The following is a 16,623-nucleotide window of genomic DNA, read 5'->3' as shown; positions in this document are numbered from 1 at the left end:
GAATGGATTGGTTGGGTGGGCCTGTACCCACCCACCCGCCCCCGTTACCCGCAGGGGTTCACTTTTCGCGATCGAGTTGCGACGGACGGTAGGCACGTTCTAGCTTCAGCGAGGACATAGACCACAAGACGGCCCCCGCCGGTGTTGGCACACCGCCAGGGGCCTGACCACCTCGATCGAAGGCTGACGGAGACGATCAGATGGCTGACGACCAGTCTAGTAGCGCACCCCTCCCCGACCACCCGATGGCGAACCCCGGTTACGGCAAACGTTCCGCCCCGGACCAACGCCCCCGTACGGGTGAGGACTTCACGCACCTCGATCCCCGTGACGCGGCCATCGCGGCGTACATCGACGGGCTGTGCGACGGCGCCGACATCTCCGTGAAGGCGCTGGCCAAGACGCTTCCGTACGGGCAGTGCGCGATCCGGACATCACTGAACCGGCTTCAGGAGGCGGGGCACCTGCGCCGGGGCAGCGAGTGCGTGGCGAGCGGGGTGAACCTGCTGTGGGTCACCCGGACGTTCTTTTCCCGCACCGCGCGCGACGACACCTGGTGGGCGGGCTTCAGCCGGGGCGACGTACCCAAGGAGGCCCGGCGGGAAACGCGTTCCAGGGCGTTCATCCTGCTGGCGGCGCTGGGCCGCACGGCCCCCGCCCTGTCGCTGTCGCACAGGGACTGCGTGGCACTGGAACCGCAGGCGTCGGAGTGGCTGCGGAGGGGGGCCACGGAGACCGAGTTCCTCCGGGCCCTCACCACCGGCCTCCCGCACCCGGTCCACCACCCGGCGGCCTTCGTGGCCAAGCGCCTCCAGACGAAGCTGCCCCCGGCCCGTGAGCCCCACCCGGTCCTGCGGACTCTGGAATGCAGCGAGTGCCGGGCCCCCGGCACCGCCGACGCGCTCCCCGGCGGCAAGTGCCGCGCGTGCGCGGGCAGACCCGCCCGCCCGACCCCGGCCCTCCCCGCCCAGCAGGTCCGCGCCAAGGCCCGGGCCGTACGGGCGGGCCTGATCCCCAAGTCGGACCGCCCCACACGCTGACCGGTCAGGCGGACCCCCGGAACTCCACCAGGAGCAGCGCCGAGTCGTCGTCGGGCGGGCCGCCGGAGAACGCGGCGACGTCCGCGCGTACGCGGCGGAGCGCCTCGCCGGGCTCACCGGCCGCCAGCAGCGGGGCGACGCGCTCGCGGACGGGGTAGAAGCGTCCTTCGTCGTCGCGGGCCTCGCTCAGGCCGTCGGTGTAGAAGAACAGCCTGTCGCCGACGTGCAGGGTGGCGCGGGCGACGCTGTCCCGGAGGTCGGCCGGGCCCGCCAGGGCCGCGAGCCCGAACGGCGGGACGGTTTCGCCCGACTCGACGGACGCGGCCTCGCCGTCGCGCGGGAGGAGGAGGGGCGGGGGATGGCCGTGGTTGAGGACAAGCAGACCGCCGTCCTGCCCGATCTGCGCGAGAACGCTGGTCACGAAGCGCTGACCGTCCGTCCTGCGCTCCAGGGCCGCTTCGATGCGACGGCCGACGTCGGCCAGTTGCCCGGCTCCGGGGGCGGCCTCCCGGAAGGCGGTGAGGACGACCGAGGCGCAGCGGACGGTTTCGAGGCCCTTGCCCTGGACGTCCCCGACGACCAGACGCACGCCGTCGGGGCACGACTCCACGTCGTACAGATCCCCTCCGATGCGGGTGGCGCGGCCGGCGGAGACGTACGAGGTGCCCAGCCGGACCGGCCCGAGCTCCGGGGGGACCGGGGTGAGGAGCACGTCCTCCAGCGTGCGCGCCACATCCCCGACGTCGATCAGCCGCCGTTCCACCTTCCGGCGCACCCCGGCCGCGTAGGCGGAGGCGAGGGTGACGTACACGATGGCCGCGAGGGCGACCCACATGCGCAGATTCCCGAAGCGATCGGCCTTCCACGCGAAGAGCAGGCACAGGGCGAGAGCGACGCCCCCCATCGCGGCGACGTTCCGCACGGTCCCGCGCGCGGAGGCGAGCGCGGGCCCGGCCGCGTACACGGGCAGCAGGTTGTACTCGGGCCCGGTCAGCGCGTCCACGACCGCGGTCCCGAGCATGATCCCCACCGGCAGAGCATCGGGCGAGCCGACGACCCGCCTCCAGCGCCTTCCCACGACCCACCTCCGCGCCACTCGACCCATCCCAGAATGTCACGAAGGGCATGAATCGGACTTCCGGGCAGCGGGCGCGTCCGGACGAGCCACGCCCGGGGGTCCACGGGGCGACTCCGCAGCGATCACCCACGACGACGAGGCATCCGAAGCGATATCGCGCAACCAGAGAAGGCGATATCATTTCGTCAGGGTCGCGAGCAAGGAGCACGAACATGGCCAGGACCGTCATCGATCTCGACGAAGCCATGGTCGTCGAGGCCATGCGCATATTCGGCACCAAGACCAAGGCTCAGGCGGTGCGACTCGCCATGGAGGACGCGGTCAAGCGCCACCTGCGCCAGGAAGGCTTCGACGCCATGGACGCGGGCGAGTTCGACTTCAGCGAGATCGTCGAGAACACCGGCCCCCGCGACACCGACGGAAGCCTCAAGCGCGGCGGCCGAGCCGCCTGATGCAGGACCGCTACCTGATCGACAAGTCCGCGCTGGCACGGTGGACGAAACCCGCCGTCAAGCAGGTGCTCAAGCCGCTGCACGAGCGGTACCTGCTGGCCGTCTGCCGGCCCACCGAGTACGAGATGGTCCACTCCGCCCGGGACGGCTCCGAGGCGACCCGGATCAGCACCTGGTTGCACGCCTTCGACTACCTGCACGTGACGGACGACGCCTTCGCCCGCGCCCTGGAAGTCCAGCGCCACGCCCTCCACGCCGGCTTCCACCGCGCGCTGTCGCTGCCCGATCTGCTGATCGCCGCGACGGCGGAGCTGAACCGGCTCACGGTCCTGCACTACGACGGCGACTTCGACATGATCGCCTCCCTCACCGGCCAGCCCGCCGAATGGGTCGTCCCCCCGGGCAGCGCCGACCGGTGAGCCGGGATTTCTGAGCCGGGACTCCCGATCCCCTACGCCGGACGCACCTCCGCGAACACCCCCCGCACCTCCGCGTCCTCCGGCGTGCGCCAGGGGCCGGAGATGTGCCCCGTCGTGCCCTCCGGGGCGTCCGCGGCGGCGTGCAGAACGCGATTCACGTGGAGGGTGATGCCCGGGACGGGCAGGTCCGTGCCCTCCGGGGTGTCCGTCGCCCCGGAGGCCGCCGGGCCGAGGGGGGCGCCCGTGCGGGCGTGCGTGATCGTCGGGTCCGGGGTGTCGCTGACGCTCTGGGCCTGGGGTTCCACGCGGCCGTCCAGCAGGGCGAGCAGCTGCGCCACCAGGACCGGGTCCTGGCAGCCGTCGTACACCCAGCGCTTCCCGAGCACACCGTGCGCGGTCATGCCGATGAGCGCGTCCTCCGCGCCTTCGAGTGCGGCGCCCCGGTAGGTGAGCGGCACGAAGTACGGCACCGGCCCGGCGCCCGAGGTGTCGGTGACCACCATGAACTCGATGCCCACCTCACCCTGCGGGTCGTCCAGGCGGAAGCCGCCGGACTTGACAAGGGACGGGCTCGTGGAGCCCGCGTACCAGGGGCGGGTCGGAAGCCAGGCGGTGAGCAGTTCGAGCTTGGTCGGCGACAGGGTGGTGCGGTGGATGACGGCCATGCCGGAGGTCTCCCGTGGGTCGCGTGAACAGCTGGTTTCCCTGCGCGCAGGGGCCGTTGTCGGACCCGCGCGCTACGTTGAGCCTATGACTTCCGGGAGCGACGCCACCGTGCGTATCAGGCCGCAGCAGTTCCACGAGACCGCCGGCCTGGAGGACTGGCGCGTCGTCGGCGAGGGCGCGTGCGCGTACTGGCGCACCGGCGGCTCGTTCGCGGCCGGTACGCGCTTCGTCCAGGCCATCGGCGAGCTGCCGGACCTCGGCGACGACCACCCGGACATCGACGTGCGGCGGGACGGCGTGACGGTACGGCTCATCACCCTCACCGACGAGTACTTCGGCATGACCGCTCGTCATGTCGAGTTGGCCCGGGCGATATCGGAGGCGGCCCGCACCCTCGGCCTCACCCCGGACCCGTCCTTCATCCAGACCGTGCAGGTCACCGTCGACGCGCTCGACGGCCCCGCCGTGGTCGCGTTCTGGCGCGCCCTGCTCGGCTACGAGCACCGCGCCGGCAGCCCCGAGGACCTGGCCGACCCGCGCCGGCGCGGCGCCCCCTTCTACTTCCAGCGGATGGACGCCCCGCGCCCCCAGCGCAACCGCGTCCACGTCGACGTGTGGGTGCCGTACGACCAGGCCGAGGCCCGGATCGCCGCGGCCCTGGCCGCCGGGGGCCGCCTGCTGAACGACGCGGACGCCCCGCACAACTGGGTCCTCGCCGACCCCGAGGGCAACGAGGCGTGCATAGGGGTGGCCGGCCCGCCCGGACCGGCCACCGACTGAGCCGACTGCGTTTTTTACGACTCCGACCAGGCACCCGGCGCCGGGGGCGGGACCACCGCCGGGCGGTCGTCGCAGGTGATCGTGCGGGGCAGCAGCCACGGTGCGAGCCAGCCGCCGTCGTTGCCGCCCAGGTCCGTCAGGCCGAACTCCGAACCGGTCGCCGGGAAGTTGAACGAGCCGCAGTTGTTGACGCCCACCGCGCCCACGTTGCGCGCGTCCACGTTCTCGAAGGTGGCCCCGCCCGCCGCGCGGGCGCTCAGCACCGAGGTGCCCGTGCCGTCGACCCGGATGTCCTTGAAGTGGATGTTCTCGATGGCGTACCGGTCCTTCACCGCCCAGTCGGAGACCAGCATGATCGCGTTGTACGTGCTGTCCAGGAAGTCGTTGCCGGTCACCCGGATGTCCGCGCCGTCGATGCTCCGGTCCAGGGCGTAGACCCACAGCGCGCCGAGCCCGATCTTCCAGTTGAGCTCGAACGTGCCCGCGCGGACGGTGGTGTTGCGGGCGAGGTCCACCTTCCCGGCGAAGGGCTCGGCGCCGAAGCGGGAGCCGAGGTGCAGCGCGCTGCCCTCGCGGACCGGGTCGGCGACGAGGTTGTCGGAGACGGTGATGTCGCTGCCGCCGTAGATCGCGATGCCGTTGGCGAGGACCGGGGTCTGCACGGTGTTGTGGTCGAAGGTGTTGCGGGCGTTCGTGGTCCTCTCGGCCCACATGGCGAGGCCGTCGTCGCCCGAGTTGCGCACGAAGGTGTTCGTGACGCGTGAATCGGTCACGCCGGTGTGGAAGTTGATGGCGTCCGCGATCTGGTCCACGATCACGGTGTCGGAGACCTTCAGATTCCGCATCGGGCCGTCGAACCACATGCCGACCTTGGTGTGGCTGATGTGCAGGCCCTTGATGGTCGAATCGCTCATCGCGCCGCCGATCGCGTTGACCTGGTCGGTGTCGATGCGCTCGCGCACGTCGCCCTCGATGGCGAAGCCGGACAGATGCACGTCGCGGCTGCCGCCCTCGGCCGCCGGCTTCCCGTAGAAGCCGACGCCGGTGTGCGTGGACCCGTCGGCGGCGGGCTCGGCGAGCGCGACCTCACGGCCCTTGATCTTCGTGTACCAGCTGCCCGCGCCGGTGATCGTGACGTCGTCCACGAGGATGTGCCGGTCCACCCGGTACGTCCCCGGCGGGATGTACACCTTCAGCTGGGCGCGCCGGGCGAACGCGATCGCCCTCTCGATCGCCCCCGCCGCGTCCCGCCGCCCGGTCGGGTCGGCCCCGAAAGCGAGGACGTTGGCGGCGAGCGGTTCGACGTGCGGCAGCCCGACCCGCTCGGAGTCCAGCAGGTCGATCGCCGTCCACGCGGCCCGGCTCCCGGCCGGCACGGTCAGCCGTACGGTGTCGCCCGCGCGGTACGTACGGCCGAGCAGGAGGCGCTGCTCGTCGTAGAAGTGGCTGGGCCGGAACGGCTTGTCCACGACCGGGGCGGGCGTCGTGTCGGCGGGGACACAGCCGCACTCGGTGATCCACCAGTCGGGGTGGAGGAGCCCGGCCCCCGGGTCGTTGGAGAACGGGTACTGGTTGTACAGCCAGGAGTACCGCGAGGTCAGCGTCATCGTGGACCGCTTGTGGCCGTTCACCGAGACGTCGAGCGGCGCCGTGATCCCGCCGCCGCCCGGCGCGTCCGGGATGCTGTAGCGCACGGTGACGGCATTGGCCGCCGCGGGCAGCGTGAACTCCACGTGCTGCCCGGGCGCCAGCTTCACCGCCCTGCGGCCCGACGCCTCGGACGGCAGCGTGTACGCGTCCCGGTCAGGGCCGATCACCGTCCCGTCGGTCACCGCGTTCTCGGCCTCCTGCTCCGCGAACGCCACCTTCGCGCCGCGCCCCCGCACCAGCGCGGGATCGAGGGCGGCGCGCGTGACGACCGGGGCCGGAGCGGCGGCGGGCCGGGGCCCGGCGAGCGCGGGCGCCCCGGCCAGCACCCCGAACCCGACGGCGAGCGCGGTCACCGAGGCGACCGCGGACGCGTACAGCCCGGCCCGGCGCGGTCTTCGCACCGCCGCCGCGACCGCGGCGATCTTCCGTGACATCGCATACCCGTTTCTCTGAGTCCTGGGTGCCAACGGCCGTGCGCGCGTGGGGAATCGCCGCCGTCATGGGTGAGGCGACAGTAGGGCGGGCGCCTGCCCGCACACAAGCTCCGTGCGCGAATTTTCCGCGTGAGTGCAGCACAGATACATAGCCAGATCGATTTTTTGCGTACAGAGCGCAAGGTTTGCGGGGTGCCTCCAGTCCCTCGTTCGGACTGAGTCCGATCACTGGTCTCACGGCCTACTGGCCGGTATACAGACGTGGTTGGGTCCGCCGGGCACGAGCCGCCGAGCGGCCGGGCGCGCCTTCTGACGCCCTGTGCGCCCCGGTCACCGCTGCCCGTCCGCGGACTGTCGGAATTTCTGGGGAGGGCATGATGATCCACCGCACGCGTCCGGGCAGGGCCGTATCCAAGCGACGCACCGCCGTCGCGCTGGCCGCGCTGAGCAGCTGCGCGCTCACGGCCGGCTTCACCGGCACGGCATCAGCCGCGACGGGGGGCGCGCACGGAACACCCCGCTCCTCCTACGTGGCGCTGGGCGACTCCTACACCTCCGGGCCCCTGATACCCACGCAGGTCGACGCCAACTGCGCCCGGTCCGACCACAACTACCCGTCCATCACCGCGCGCGAGCGCCATGTCGCCTCGTTCACCGACGTGAGCTGCGGCGGCGCGACGACCGCCGAGATGTGGCAGGCCCAAGGCACCAACGGACCCCAGCTGGACGCGGTGAAACGCGACACCGACCTCGTGACCCTGCAGATCGGCGGCAACGACGTCGGCTTCGGCTCCATCATCGGCACCTGCGCCGCCCTCAGCGCCAAGGACCTCACCGGCAATCCCTGTCAGCAGTACTACGGGGCCACGGGACACGACCAGTTGACGCTGAAAATCCTCCAGACGGCGCCCAAGGTCGCGCGCGTACTGCGGGAAGTGCACCGCAAGGCCCCCCACGCGCGCGTGGTCGTCGTCGGCTACCCGGACCTCCTCCCCGAGGACGGCACCGGCTGCTACCCCCAGGTCCCGTTCGCCGCGAAGGACTTCCCCTACCTGCGGGACACGGAGAAGCGCCTCAACCTGATGCTGCGGGCGGTGGCGCTGCTGAACCGCGCCGACTACGTGGACACATACGGCCCGACGGTGGGCCACGACATGTGCAAGGCGCCCGCCGACCGGTGGATCGAACCGCTGAGCCCCGCGGCGCCCGCCGCCCCGGCCCACCCCAACGCGAAGGGCGAGGAGGTCATGGCCCAGGCGCTCCTGAAGACGCTGGGCCGGGGCGCCGGGCACCACTGATCCATCCGGCGGACGGGCGGCGCATGAACCCTGAGGTGCGGGGCGCGGATCACCCACGCAGGGCGGAGCCCACGTCAGCACCCGCCTGCACAGGCGACACGAAGGTCCCGGCGGCTGCGTCCGGCGGGACCTTCGGCTTCCTTCGGCCTCATCGGGCTCGTCCCCGGCGCAGGTGAGCCACTGCTCGTGCCGGAGCGCTCAGCTCTCCTCCGACTGCCGGCCGCGCCAGTCCTTGTAGCAGATGGCCAGGGACGTCTGCGCGTACGAGGGAAGTCCGTCGCCGAACTTCCGGAGCTTTCCGTACACGTTCTTCACATCCCCCTCGGTGGAGAAGTGGCCGAACTCAATGGCCATCACCAGTACGTCCTCGACGGTCATGACCTCCAGGTCCCGATCGGCCGCAAGGGCTTGGCCGCCCTGATCGTCGATGGCGACGAGCACTTCGTGCCCCCGGCGGGGTTGCTTTACTCGTGCTTCGCCAGACCGCGGGCGACCAGCCGGGACACGTTGGCTCGCCTGGGAGTCGGGGGATCGGGGACGATGCCGGCTTCCGTGAGTCGGGCCTCGGCTTCTTCCGGCTTGCATCCTTCCAGCATGGCCAGAGCCCGCACCCCCAAGAGGTTCTGCCGATAGGCATCAACGGCCCGTTCGAGAATGCGCCTGGGAGCTCGTACGGCTTGGGCGGCGTCCTTCTCCTGCTCATACGCCGGGCCCCAGCCATAACGGTGCGCCAACTGCGCGCCGGTCGGGCCCCGCAGGCCGTTCTTCTCGTCGGTCGTGACGAGCGACATCTCCTCCAGCTGAATGAGGATGACGGGAAAGCTGACGCGGAAGTGGCGGGCCAGGAGCGCGGCCGTACGCTCGTCCATCCGGCCACCCTCCGGAAACCTCTCGGCGGACAGCCACGACCTGATGCCTTCCCTCGGCGCCAAGAGGTTGCGGGCAAAGGCGTCACAGCGTCTCTCGCCCGGGGTTCTTCCGTCGTTCAGCGCATGAACCTGGGCACCGTCATTCCACAACAAGTGCCCGAGTTCGTGAGCGAAACTGAATCGCTGCCGTTCAGGCACGTCACATGCGCGGACAGCGATGAGCGTCGTATCGCGAGCAGGATCGGTGGCGGTGAATCCTTCGGCGCCCTTCGGCAGCCTCAGTACCGCTGTGTCCACACCGGTGAGCTGCTCAATCAGTTCATCCACATCGGCGATGGGGGCGCAGCCCAGATGAAGAGCTGCCCGGACCCGTTCAGCCAGCTCGCCGGCCTGCTCCTCCCCCGGAAGCTGCTCGTCCGGGATCTGCAGACTCCCCTGCGGCTTTCGCCGCTGCGTAGTGTTCGTCCCCAGCTTGTCCAGACGGGCATCCAATTCCAGCACTTCGAGGGTGCGCCGAAGCGCCTCCTCACGTTCCGCGACCGTCACCTCGTCGGTTCTGGCCGCGATCTGGACCCTCTCGCGTACCGGGTCGCCACTGGTGAGCAGCCGTACCGGGATGTCCAGCGCGACGGCGAGGCGGTCCAACTCCGCGAGCGTCACGTTGGCGCGCGCGCCGGTCTCGATACGGGTCAAGGTCGGTTGGGAGAGCTCGGCGCGTCGCGCGAGGTCACGCTGATTGAGCCCAGCGCGCTCACGTTCGCGGCGGATCCGCTCCCCCACACGTACGAGATCCACGAAGCACCTCCTTGTTGAATCTATTTTACTGGCCTGATTCACGAGGGCCAGTCGTATGTCTATCACCCGGGACTGACAGGGGAGGCCAGGCGCGTACCCCTACCCGGTCGCCCCCACCGGCAGCGTCAGCTCCGAGTCGGCGTGCACCGTCACCCGTACGGGTACGAACTCCGTCGCGTCGGTCCGGGGCTCCCCCGTGCCCGGGTTCAGCGCGTAGCGCGGGTGGGGCCCGGGGCTGATCTGCCAGCGGATGCGGTGGCCGGGCGCGAAGCGGTGGGCGGTGGGGGTCATCGGGACCGTCACGTGGACCGGGTCCGGGCCCGGGGTGCGGAGCTGGGCCAGACCGTCGCAGACGTTGGCCGAGCGGCCCTCCGGGTCCACGTCGCACAGCCGGACGAACACGTCGCCGTACCCCGTGTCCGTGGAGGCGCTGATCCGGGCGGAGACCGGGCCGAGGACGGTGAGCGGTGCGTCCAGGACGGGCCCGGTGAACGTCAGGACGTCCGCGCGCGCCTCCGACGACGCGTTGTCCCGCGCCCCGGCGGTACGGGAGAGCAGCGCACCGCCCAGCGTCGGCACCGGGTCGTCCGGGTCGTGGCGGAAGGAGGCGACGGGGGCGGTGTCCGTGGGGGCCTCGCGGGTCAGGTGGCCGTCGGCGGTCGGGTACCAGGAAGCCGTGGACGCCTCCGGAGGCCACGCGTCCAGGTCCCGGACCGTCGCCTCCGCGCCGCCCACGTGCACCCGCACCGGCGTCGGGCGCAGACCGGACGGGTCGTCGCACAGGTGGGCCCGGAGCCAGGCCAGGGACTCGGTGAACACCTCGGCCCAGCCCGCCTGGAGCGCCGAGGTGTGGGTCCACGGGCCGACGAGCAGGGACGCCTCGGCGCCCGCCCGGCGCAGCCGGCCGTACTGCGCGAAGGTCTGGTCCGCGAGGGCGTCGTGCCGGCCGGTGATCAGGGCGACGGGCACGGCCGCCCGGTCCGCCGCCCCGGCCAGGGACGCGCCCTCCCAGTACGGGTCGTCCGCGTCCGGGTGGGCCATCACGTCGTCCAGCCAGGGGATCTCCCCGCCGAGCGCGTCCGCGTACGCCCCGCGCAGCGGACGCGCGGTGACGGCGGAACGCACCCGGCGCTGGAGGCGCAGGGTGGCCCGGACGAACGGGCCCATGCCCCGGTGCTGATACGTCATGCCGGCGCCCACAGCGAGCGCGGTCTCCAGGGCGAGGACGCCGTCCGTGTGGAAGAGGGCGTACGGATCGTGCAGCCCCACCTGCACCACCATGGCCTTCAGCTCCGGCGGCGGATCGAGGGCCAGCGCCCACTGGACGTACCCGAGGTAGCTGGGGCCGGCGGTGCCCAGCCGCCCGTCGAACCAGGGCTGTTCGCGCAGCCAGGCGACCGCCGCCAGGCCGTCGGCGGGCTCGTTGCGCCAGAGGTGGAAGGCACCGCCCGAACCGCCGGTGCCCCGGCAGCTCTGCAGGACCACATGGAAGCCCTGCTCGGCGAAGAGGATGCCGTACTGCGGGGACCACGGCACTCCCCGTCCGTACGGCGTACGGACCAGAAGGGTGGGGAAGTCGCCCTCGGCGCGCGGGAAGTAGTGGTCGGTGACCAGCGGACTGCCGTCGGCGGCGGGGACCGCCAGACCGCGCTCCACGCCCACCTTGTAGCGCGCGGCGGGCAGCCCGCGCCAGGAGGCGCGCATCAGCCGGGAGGCGAGCGGCGGCTTCGCGGACGACGGCGTCCATGCGGCCCGGGGGCGGGCGTCGGGCGTCGGTCGGGTCATCTTCGCCTCCATCGGTACGTCATGCGGCGGTGCGGCAGCCCGCACTCTATTCTCGTACTGCGTACGAGAATACTGGATGCTTGGATGGGCCGTGGAGGCGACCCGGGTGAGAGAGGCTGAGAACGTGACCCGCACCGAAGGGGCCGGAGGCATTGATCCGCGCGTGCTGTGGCGGGAGCAGGACCGGCCCCGGCGCGGGCGCAGACCCGCGTTCAGCCGCGAGGCGATCACGGCCGCCGCCGTCGCCGTCGCGGACGCCGAGGGGATCGACGCGGTCACCATGCGGCGGGTCGCCGCCGAGGTGGGCGCCGGCGTCATGTCGCTGTACAGCTACGCCCCGGACAAGGAGACGCTGCTCGACCTCATGGTCGACCACGTCTCCGGCGAGCTGCCCGCGTCGGACCCGCTCACCGGCGACTGGCGCGCCGACCTCAAGACCATCGGCCGCCACCAGCGCGCGAACATGCTCCGCCACCCCTGGCTGCCCGCCGCCGTGCAGGCCCGCCGGTCCCTGGGCCCCCGCACGCTCGCCTTCGTGGAGCACGCACTGGCCGCCCTGCGGCCCAGCGGGCTCGACGGGGCGGCCCGCCTGGAGGTCTTCGCCCAGCTCACCTCGTTCGTGGCGGCCCAGGTGGGCTACGAGGTCGGCCGGGCCCGGGCTGCCCAGGACCCCGGCCGGGCCGCCGCCGAAGCGCTCTATCTGGCCGAGGTCGCGGCGGACGGCGACCATCCGGAACTGGCCGAGGCCCTGGCGACGGCCGGCCGGCCCGTCACCCCCGACGCCATGTTCGACCGCTTCCTCACCCGCCTCGTGGACGGCCTCGACGCGGGCTGAGCCCGTACGCGCACACACAACGACACCGGCCCCCGGGGACGAATCCCCGGGGGCCGGTGTCTTGGTACTGCTGGAACTGCTGACCCGTCGGGATCAGAAGTCCATGTCACCGCCCGGCATGCCGCCCGGAGCGGCCGCGGCGGCCTTCTCCGGCTTGTCGGCGATGACGGCCTCGGTGGTGAGGAACAGCGCGGCGATCGACGCGGCGTTCTGCAGGGCGGAGCGCGTGACCTTCGCCGGGTCGAGAATGCCCTCGGCGATCATGTCGACGTACTCGCCGGTCGCGGCGTTGAGGCCGTGACCGATCGGCAGGTTGCGCACCTTCTCCACGACGACGCCGCCCTCGAGACCACCGTTGACGGCGATCTGCTTCAGCGGGGCCTCCAGCGCGAGCTTGACGGCGTTCGCGCCGGTCGCCTCGTCACCCGAGAGCTCCAGCTTCTCGAAGACGGCCGAGGCCTGGAGCAGAGCCACGCCACCACCGGCGACGATGCCCTCCTCGACGGCGGCCTTGGCGTTGCGCACCGCGTCCTCGATGCGGTGCTTGCGCTCCTTCAGCTCGACCTCGGTCGCGGCACCGGCCTTGATGACGGCCACGCCGCCGGCCAGCTTCGCCAGGCGCTCCTGGAGCTTCTCGCGGTCGTAGTCCGAGTCGGAGTTCTCGATCTCGGCACGGATCTGGTTGACGCGGCCCTGGACCTGGTCGCTGTCACCGGCGCCGTCGACGATCGTCGTCTCGTCCTTGGTGATGACGACCTTGCGGGCGCGGCCGAGCAGGTCGAGACCGGCGTTCTCCAGCTTGAGGCCGACCTCCTCGGAGATGACGGTGCCGCCCGTGAGGATGGCGATGTCACCGAGCATGGCCTTGCGGCGGTCGCCGAAGCCCGGGGCCTTGACGGCGACGGACTTGAAGGTGCCGCGGATCTTGTTGACGACCAGGGTCGACAGGGCCTCGCCCTCGACGTCCTCGGCGATGATCAGCAGCGGCTTGCCGGACTGCATGACCTTCTCCAGCAGCGGAAGGAGGTCCTTCACGTTGCTGACCTTGGAGTTGACGATCAGGATGTACGGGTCGTCCAGGGACGACTCCATGCGCTCCATGTCGGTGGCGAAGTACGCCGAGATGTAGCCCTTGTCGAAGCGCATACCCTCGGTGAGCTCCAGCTCCAGACCGAAGGTCTGGGACTCCTCGACGGTGATGACGCCTTCCTTGCCGACCTTGTCCATCGCCTCGGCGATGAGCTCGCCGATCTGGGTGTCGGCGGCGGAGATGGAGGCGGTCGAAGCGATCTGCTCCTTGGTCTCCACGTCCTTGGCCTGCTCCAGGAGGGCGGCGGAGACGGCCTCGACGGCCTTCTCGATGCCCCGCTTGAGAGCCATCGGGTTCGCACCCGCGGCCACGTTGCGCAGGCCCTCGCGGACGAGCGCCTGGGCGAGAACGGTGGCGGTGGTCGTACCGTCGCCGGCGACGTCGTCCGTCTTCTTGGCGACCTCCTTGACCAGCTCCGCACCGATCTTCTCGTACGGGTCCTCCAGCTCGATCTCCTTGGCGATGGACACGCCATCGTTGGTGATCGTGGGGGCGCCCCACTTCTTCTCGAGGACGACGTTGCGACCCTTGGGGCCAAGGGTGACCTTGACGGCGTCGGCGAGCTGGTTCATGCCGCGCTCGAGACCGCGCCGGGCCTCCTCGTCGAACGCGATGATCTTGGCCATGTGAAGTGGTCCTCCCGGACAGGGGTGGATTGCTCCGGACCGAGTGGCGCCCGCGACGGACGGCCTGCGTGCCCTGCGGTTCCTTCCCGCCTGGCCTGCGGGCCTCACCGGCCCGGTCCAAATTCTGTCACTCTCACCTGGAGAGTGCTAAGCCCAATGATTAGCACTCGACCCCGTTGAGTGCAAGCGCCGAAGGCTCCTTGAGGGGTGGCGGTCCGGCGACGGGAGGGCGCAAGCGCCGGCCTCGGCACGGGGACAACCCCCGCCCCCGGTAACCCCCGGGCACGACGAAGGGCCCGTACCCCTAGGTACGGACCCTTCGTACGTGCGTGGCGTCGCGGCCGACGTGCCGTGCCGCGCTTCAGCCGACGGCGAGCTTGACCATGTCCGCCTGCGGCCCCTTCTGGCCCTGCGAGATCTCGAACTCGACCCGCTGACCTTCTTCGAGGGTGCGGTACCCGTCCATCTGGATCGCGCTGTAGTGGACGAATACATCCGCACCACCGTCGACCGCGATGAAGCCGTACCCCTTCTCCGCGTTGAACCACTTGACGGTGCCCTGAGCCATGCCTAACTCCCCTGTAACGTGTGTGCGCCGAAGCGCGTCGACCGCGGCTGAATGTATCTGCCCAACTGCCCTGTGCGACAGGTCAATCGGACGACAATTCTGCGCAGCACCGATCGCCCGAATACGGGGAATCCATGAGCTTGCGGGGCAAGTCGGGCCCGGCAAAGGTGACTTATGGAACAAGAGAGTCCGGCACATTGGCTGCTTCTGATCGTGGCGCGGCGCATTCTCATATGCGGGGGGCACGGGCAGCGAAGGGGACTTCCCACACTCTACCCCGCTCAACCATGCAGAATTGCCCCCTCCGCTTCTGTCGCGGAGGGGGCAATCACGGTGACGCTGCGCGGCCGTGGGCTCAGCAGCCGCCGGCCACGGCGGGGATGATCGAGACGCCGGCACCGTCCGGGGTCGCCGCGTCGAGGCCGCCCTCGAAGCGCACGTCGTCGTCGTTGACGTACACGTTGACGAAGCGGCGCAGCTTGCCCTGGTCGTCCAGCACGCGCGCGGCGATGCCCGGGTGGTCCTTCTCCAGGGAGGCGATGACCTCGGAGAGGGTCGCGCCCTCGGCCGGAACCTCGGCCTTGCCGCCGGTGTAGGTGCGGAGGATGGTGGGAATGCGGACCTTGACGCTCATGGCGGTGCCTTCCTGAAGTCTCGGGTGGTCAGCTGGTGGCGAGTCCGGCGGCGCGGAAGGCGTCCAGGCTCGGGCGGATGGTGGCGGTCGCCTGTGAGGTGTCGGCCACCGCGTCCAGCGTCTTGAGGCCGTCACCCGTGTTCAGGACGACGGTGGTGAGCGCCGGGTCGAGCAGACCGGCGTCGATCAGCTTCTTCGTCACGCCGACCGTCACCCCGCCCGCCGTCTCAGCGAAGATGCCCTCGGTGCGGGCCAGCAGCTTGATCGCGTCCACGACCTGCTCGTCGTTCACGTCCTCGACGGCGCCGCCGGTGCGGCGGGCGATGTCCAGGACGTACGGGCCGTCGGCCGGGTTGCCGATCGCGAGGGACTTGGCGATCGTGTTCGGCTTCTGCGGGCGGACCACGTCGTGACCGGCCTTGAAGGCGGTGGAGACCGGGGAGCAGCCCTCGGCCTGGGCGCCGAAGATCTTGTACGGCTTGTCCTCGACCAGGCCGAGCCTGATCAGCTCCTGGAGGCCCTTGTCGATCTTCGTGAGCTGCGAGCCGGACGCGATCGGGATGACGATCTGGTCGGGCAGCCGCCAGCCGAGCTGCTCGCAGATCTCGTACGCCAGCGTCTTGGAGCCCTCGCCGTAGTACGGACGCAGGTTGACGTTGACGAAGCCCCAGCCCTCGCCCAGCGGGTCGCCGATGAGCTCGGAGCAGAAGCGGTTGACGTCGTCGTAGTTGCCCTCGATGCCGACCAGCTCACCGCCGTACACCGCGGCCATGACGACCTTGCCCTGCTCCAGGTCGTGCGGGATGAACACGCAGGAGCGCAGGCCCGCCCGGGAGGCGGCGGCGCCGACCGCTCCGGCGAGGTTGCCGGTCGAGGAGCAGGAGAGCGTGGTGAAGCCGAAGGCGCGGGCGGCCTCGACGGCGATGGCGACGACCCGGTCCTTGAAGGAGTGCGTCGGGTTGCCCGAGTCGTCCTTCACGTACAGGCCGCCGGTCACACCCAGCTCGCGGGCGAGGTTGTCGGCCTTGACCAGCTTGGTGAAGCCGGGGTTGAGATTGGGCTTGTCGGCCACATCGGCGGGCACCGGCAGCAGCGGCGCGTAACGCCAGATGTTGTTCGGGCCGGCCTCGATGCGCTTCTTCAGCTCGTCGGGGGAGCCGCTCGGCAGGTCGTACGCCACTTCGAGCGGCCCGAAACAGGACGCGCAGGCGAAAATGGGTCCCAGTGCGAACCGTTCACCGCACTCGCGGCAGGAAAGGGCCGCGGCGGGACCGAGGTCCACGGAAGATTCGGTGTTCGCTGCGACAGTCTCAACAGCCATGATGGCGAGGCCCTTTCTCCTCATCTTCCTCACGACGCGTTTCGCCGTGAGACGGAATTGGCACCTTCCCCACCTGACCTCGCGGTCGGCAGGAGGGTTGCCGGGACTTCAACGGGCCGTTCCCTCTGTCCCTCTGGATGAGCGCTGTGGCGACGGATCATGGATCCGCGCGTTTGTCGGCGGACCGACCCCGGCATGCGAGGGCCGTCCGCGTTGTTCAAGACTGTAACCGAAGGACCGGACGGGTGAGATAGCCGTCCGTACCGCGAGATGGATCACATAC

General features: G+C 70.8%; 16 protein-coding genes and 1 riboswitch. Of the genes, 6 read left to right on the top strand and 10 right to left on the bottom strand.

The annotated features are described in order from the left end of the window. Positions 1–245: 245 nt before the first annotated feature. On the top strand, positions 246–1,040 hold the full coding sequence (locus tag ACLQ2N_RS22800) for a hypothetical protein (RefSeq protein WP_425815878.1): 795 nt from the start codon (positions 246–248) through the stop codon (positions 1,038–1,040). Between the two features lie 4 nt (positions 1,041–1,044). Here the strand turns inward: ACLQ2N_RS22800 and ACLQ2N_RS22795 are convergent, their stop codons facing one another. Further along, entirely contained in the window at positions 1,045–2,061 is a 1,017-nt protein-coding gene (locus ACLQ2N_RS22795) for a PP2C family protein-serine/threonine phosphatase (RefSeq protein WP_425816271.1), read from the bottom strand. Between the two features lie 269 nt (positions 2,062–2,330). On the opposite strand from ACLQ2N_RS22795, the gene ACLQ2N_RS22790 reads away from it, so the two are divergent. Both ACLQ2N_RS22790 and ACLQ2N_RS22785 read left to right on the top strand, forming a co-directional pair. After that, the gene (locus ACLQ2N_RS22790; RefSeq protein ID WP_425815876.1) at positions 2,331–2,570 is read left to right on the top strand and encodes a type II toxin-antitoxin system VapB family antitoxin; all 240 of its coding nucleotides are present in this window, start codon (positions 2,331–2,333) and stop codon (positions 2,568–2,570) included. Then, positions 2,570–2,989: a PIN domain nuclease gene (locus ACLQ2N_RS22785; RefSeq protein ID WP_425815874.1), complete on the top strand. Its 420-nt coding sequence runs from the start codon at positions 2,570–2,572 to the stop codon at positions 2,987–2,989. Before ACLQ2N_RS22790 ends, ACLQ2N_RS22785 begins: the two co-directional genes overlap by 1 nt. 32 nt (positions 2,990–3,021) lie before the next feature. Here the strand turns inward: ACLQ2N_RS22785 and ACLQ2N_RS22780 are convergent, their stop codons facing one another. Then, positions 3,022–3,654 (bottom strand): maltokinase N-terminal cap-like domain-containing protein, encoded by a 633-nt coding sequence (locus ACLQ2N_RS22780; RefSeq protein WP_425815872.1) that lies wholly within the window; start codon positions 3,652–3,654, stop codon positions 3,022–3,024. Positions 3,655–3,739: 85 nt separating this feature from the next. Here ACLQ2N_RS22780 and ACLQ2N_RS22775 point away from each other — a divergent pair, with 85 nt between their 5' ends. Next, entirely contained in the window at positions 3,740–4,435 is a 696-nt protein-coding gene (locus ACLQ2N_RS22775; RefSeq protein WP_425815870.1) for a VOC family protein, read from the top strand. 14 nt (positions 4,436–4,449) lie between these two features. On the opposite strand, the gene ACLQ2N_RS22770 is transcribed toward ACLQ2N_RS22775, so the two are convergent. Next, complete coding sequence (locus ACLQ2N_RS22770) at positions 4,450–6,519, bottom strand: glycosyl hydrolase family 28-related protein (RefSeq protein ID WP_425815868.1); 2,070 nt, start codon at positions 6,517–6,519, stop codon at positions 4,450–4,452. A 377-nt stretch (positions 6,520–6,896) separates the two neighbouring features. Between ACLQ2N_RS22770 and ACLQ2N_RS22765 the strand changes: the two genes are divergently transcribed. Continuing rightward, entirely contained in the window at positions 6,897–7,817 is a 921-nt protein-coding gene (locus ACLQ2N_RS22765; protein WP_425816270.1) for an SGNH/GDSL hydrolase family protein, read from the top strand. 198 nt (positions 7,818–8,015) lie between these two features. Here ACLQ2N_RS22765 and ACLQ2N_RS22760 read toward each other — a convergent pair whose 3' ends face one another. From ACLQ2N_RS22760 to ACLQ2N_RS22750, 3 genes are all read right to left on the bottom strand, one after another. After that, on the bottom strand, positions 8,016–8,258 hold the full coding sequence (locus ACLQ2N_RS22760; protein ID WP_425815866.1) for a hypothetical protein: 243 nt from the start codon (positions 8,256–8,258) through the stop codon (positions 8,016–8,018). A 23-nt stretch (positions 8,259–8,281) separates the two neighbouring features. Further along, a complete protein-coding gene (locus ACLQ2N_RS22755) occupies positions 8,282–9,481 on the bottom strand; it encodes a helix-turn-helix domain-containing protein (protein ID WP_425815864.1) in 1,200 nt (399 codons plus the stop codon). Between the two features lie 99 nt (positions 9,482–9,580). Next, entirely contained in the window at positions 9,581–11,266 is a 1,686-nt protein-coding gene (locus ACLQ2N_RS22750; protein ID WP_425815862.1) for a CocE/NonD family hydrolase, read from the bottom strand. Between the two features lie 124 nt (positions 11,267–11,390). Here ACLQ2N_RS22750 and ACLQ2N_RS22745 point away from each other — a divergent pair, with 124 nt between their 5' ends. Continuing rightward, positions 11,391–12,101, top strand: coding sequence for a TetR/AcrR family transcriptional regulator (locus ACLQ2N_RS22745; RefSeq protein ID WP_425815860.1), 711 nt, complete (start codon positions 11,391–11,393; stop codon positions 12,099–12,101). 93 nt (positions 12,102–12,194) lie between these two features. Here ACLQ2N_RS22745 and groL read toward each other — a convergent pair whose 3' ends face one another. The 4 genes from groL to thrC all read right to left on the bottom strand — a co-directional run bounded on the left by groL (position 12,195) and on the right by thrC (position 16,340). Further along, a complete protein-coding gene (gene groL, locus ACLQ2N_RS22740; RefSeq protein ID WP_136201462.1) occupies positions 12,195–13,817 on the bottom strand; it encodes a chaperonin GroEL in 1,623 nt (540 codons plus the stop codon). 361 nt (positions 13,818–14,178) lie between these two features. After that, positions 14,179–14,385 carry a cold-shock protein gene (locus ACLQ2N_RS22735; RefSeq protein WP_003967346.1) on the bottom strand — a complete coding sequence of 69 codons (207 nt, stop codon included), beginning with the start codon at positions 14,383–14,385 and terminating at the stop codon, positions 14,179–14,181. Between the two features lie 355 nt (positions 14,386–14,740). Then, positions 14,741–15,019 (bottom strand): MoaD/ThiS family protein, encoded by a 279-nt coding sequence (locus ACLQ2N_RS22730; protein ID WP_425815856.1) that lies wholly within the window; start codon positions 15,017–15,019, stop codon positions 14,741–14,743. 28 nt (positions 15,020–15,047) lie between these two features. Then, positions 15,048–16,340 (bottom strand): threonine synthase, encoded by a 1,293-nt coding sequence (gene thrC / locus ACLQ2N_RS22725; protein ID WP_425815854.1) that lies wholly within the window; start codon positions 16,338–16,340, stop codon positions 15,048–15,050. A 17-nt stretch (positions 16,341–16,357) separates the two neighbouring features. Then, a riboswitch (SAM riboswitch) is annotated at positions 16,358–16,484 on the bottom strand. Between the last annotated feature and the right edge of the window lie 139 nt (positions 16,485–16,623).

The organism is Streptomyces sp. DT224, assembly GCF_049844595.1.
In the GTDB taxonomy this organism is placed as follows: domain Bacteria; phylum Actinomycetota; class Actinomycetes; order Streptomycetales; family Streptomycetaceae; genus Streptomyces.
The sequence above is the reverse complement of the archived record's forward strand: the minus strand, read 5'-3'. Positions and strand labels throughout refer to the sequence as shown.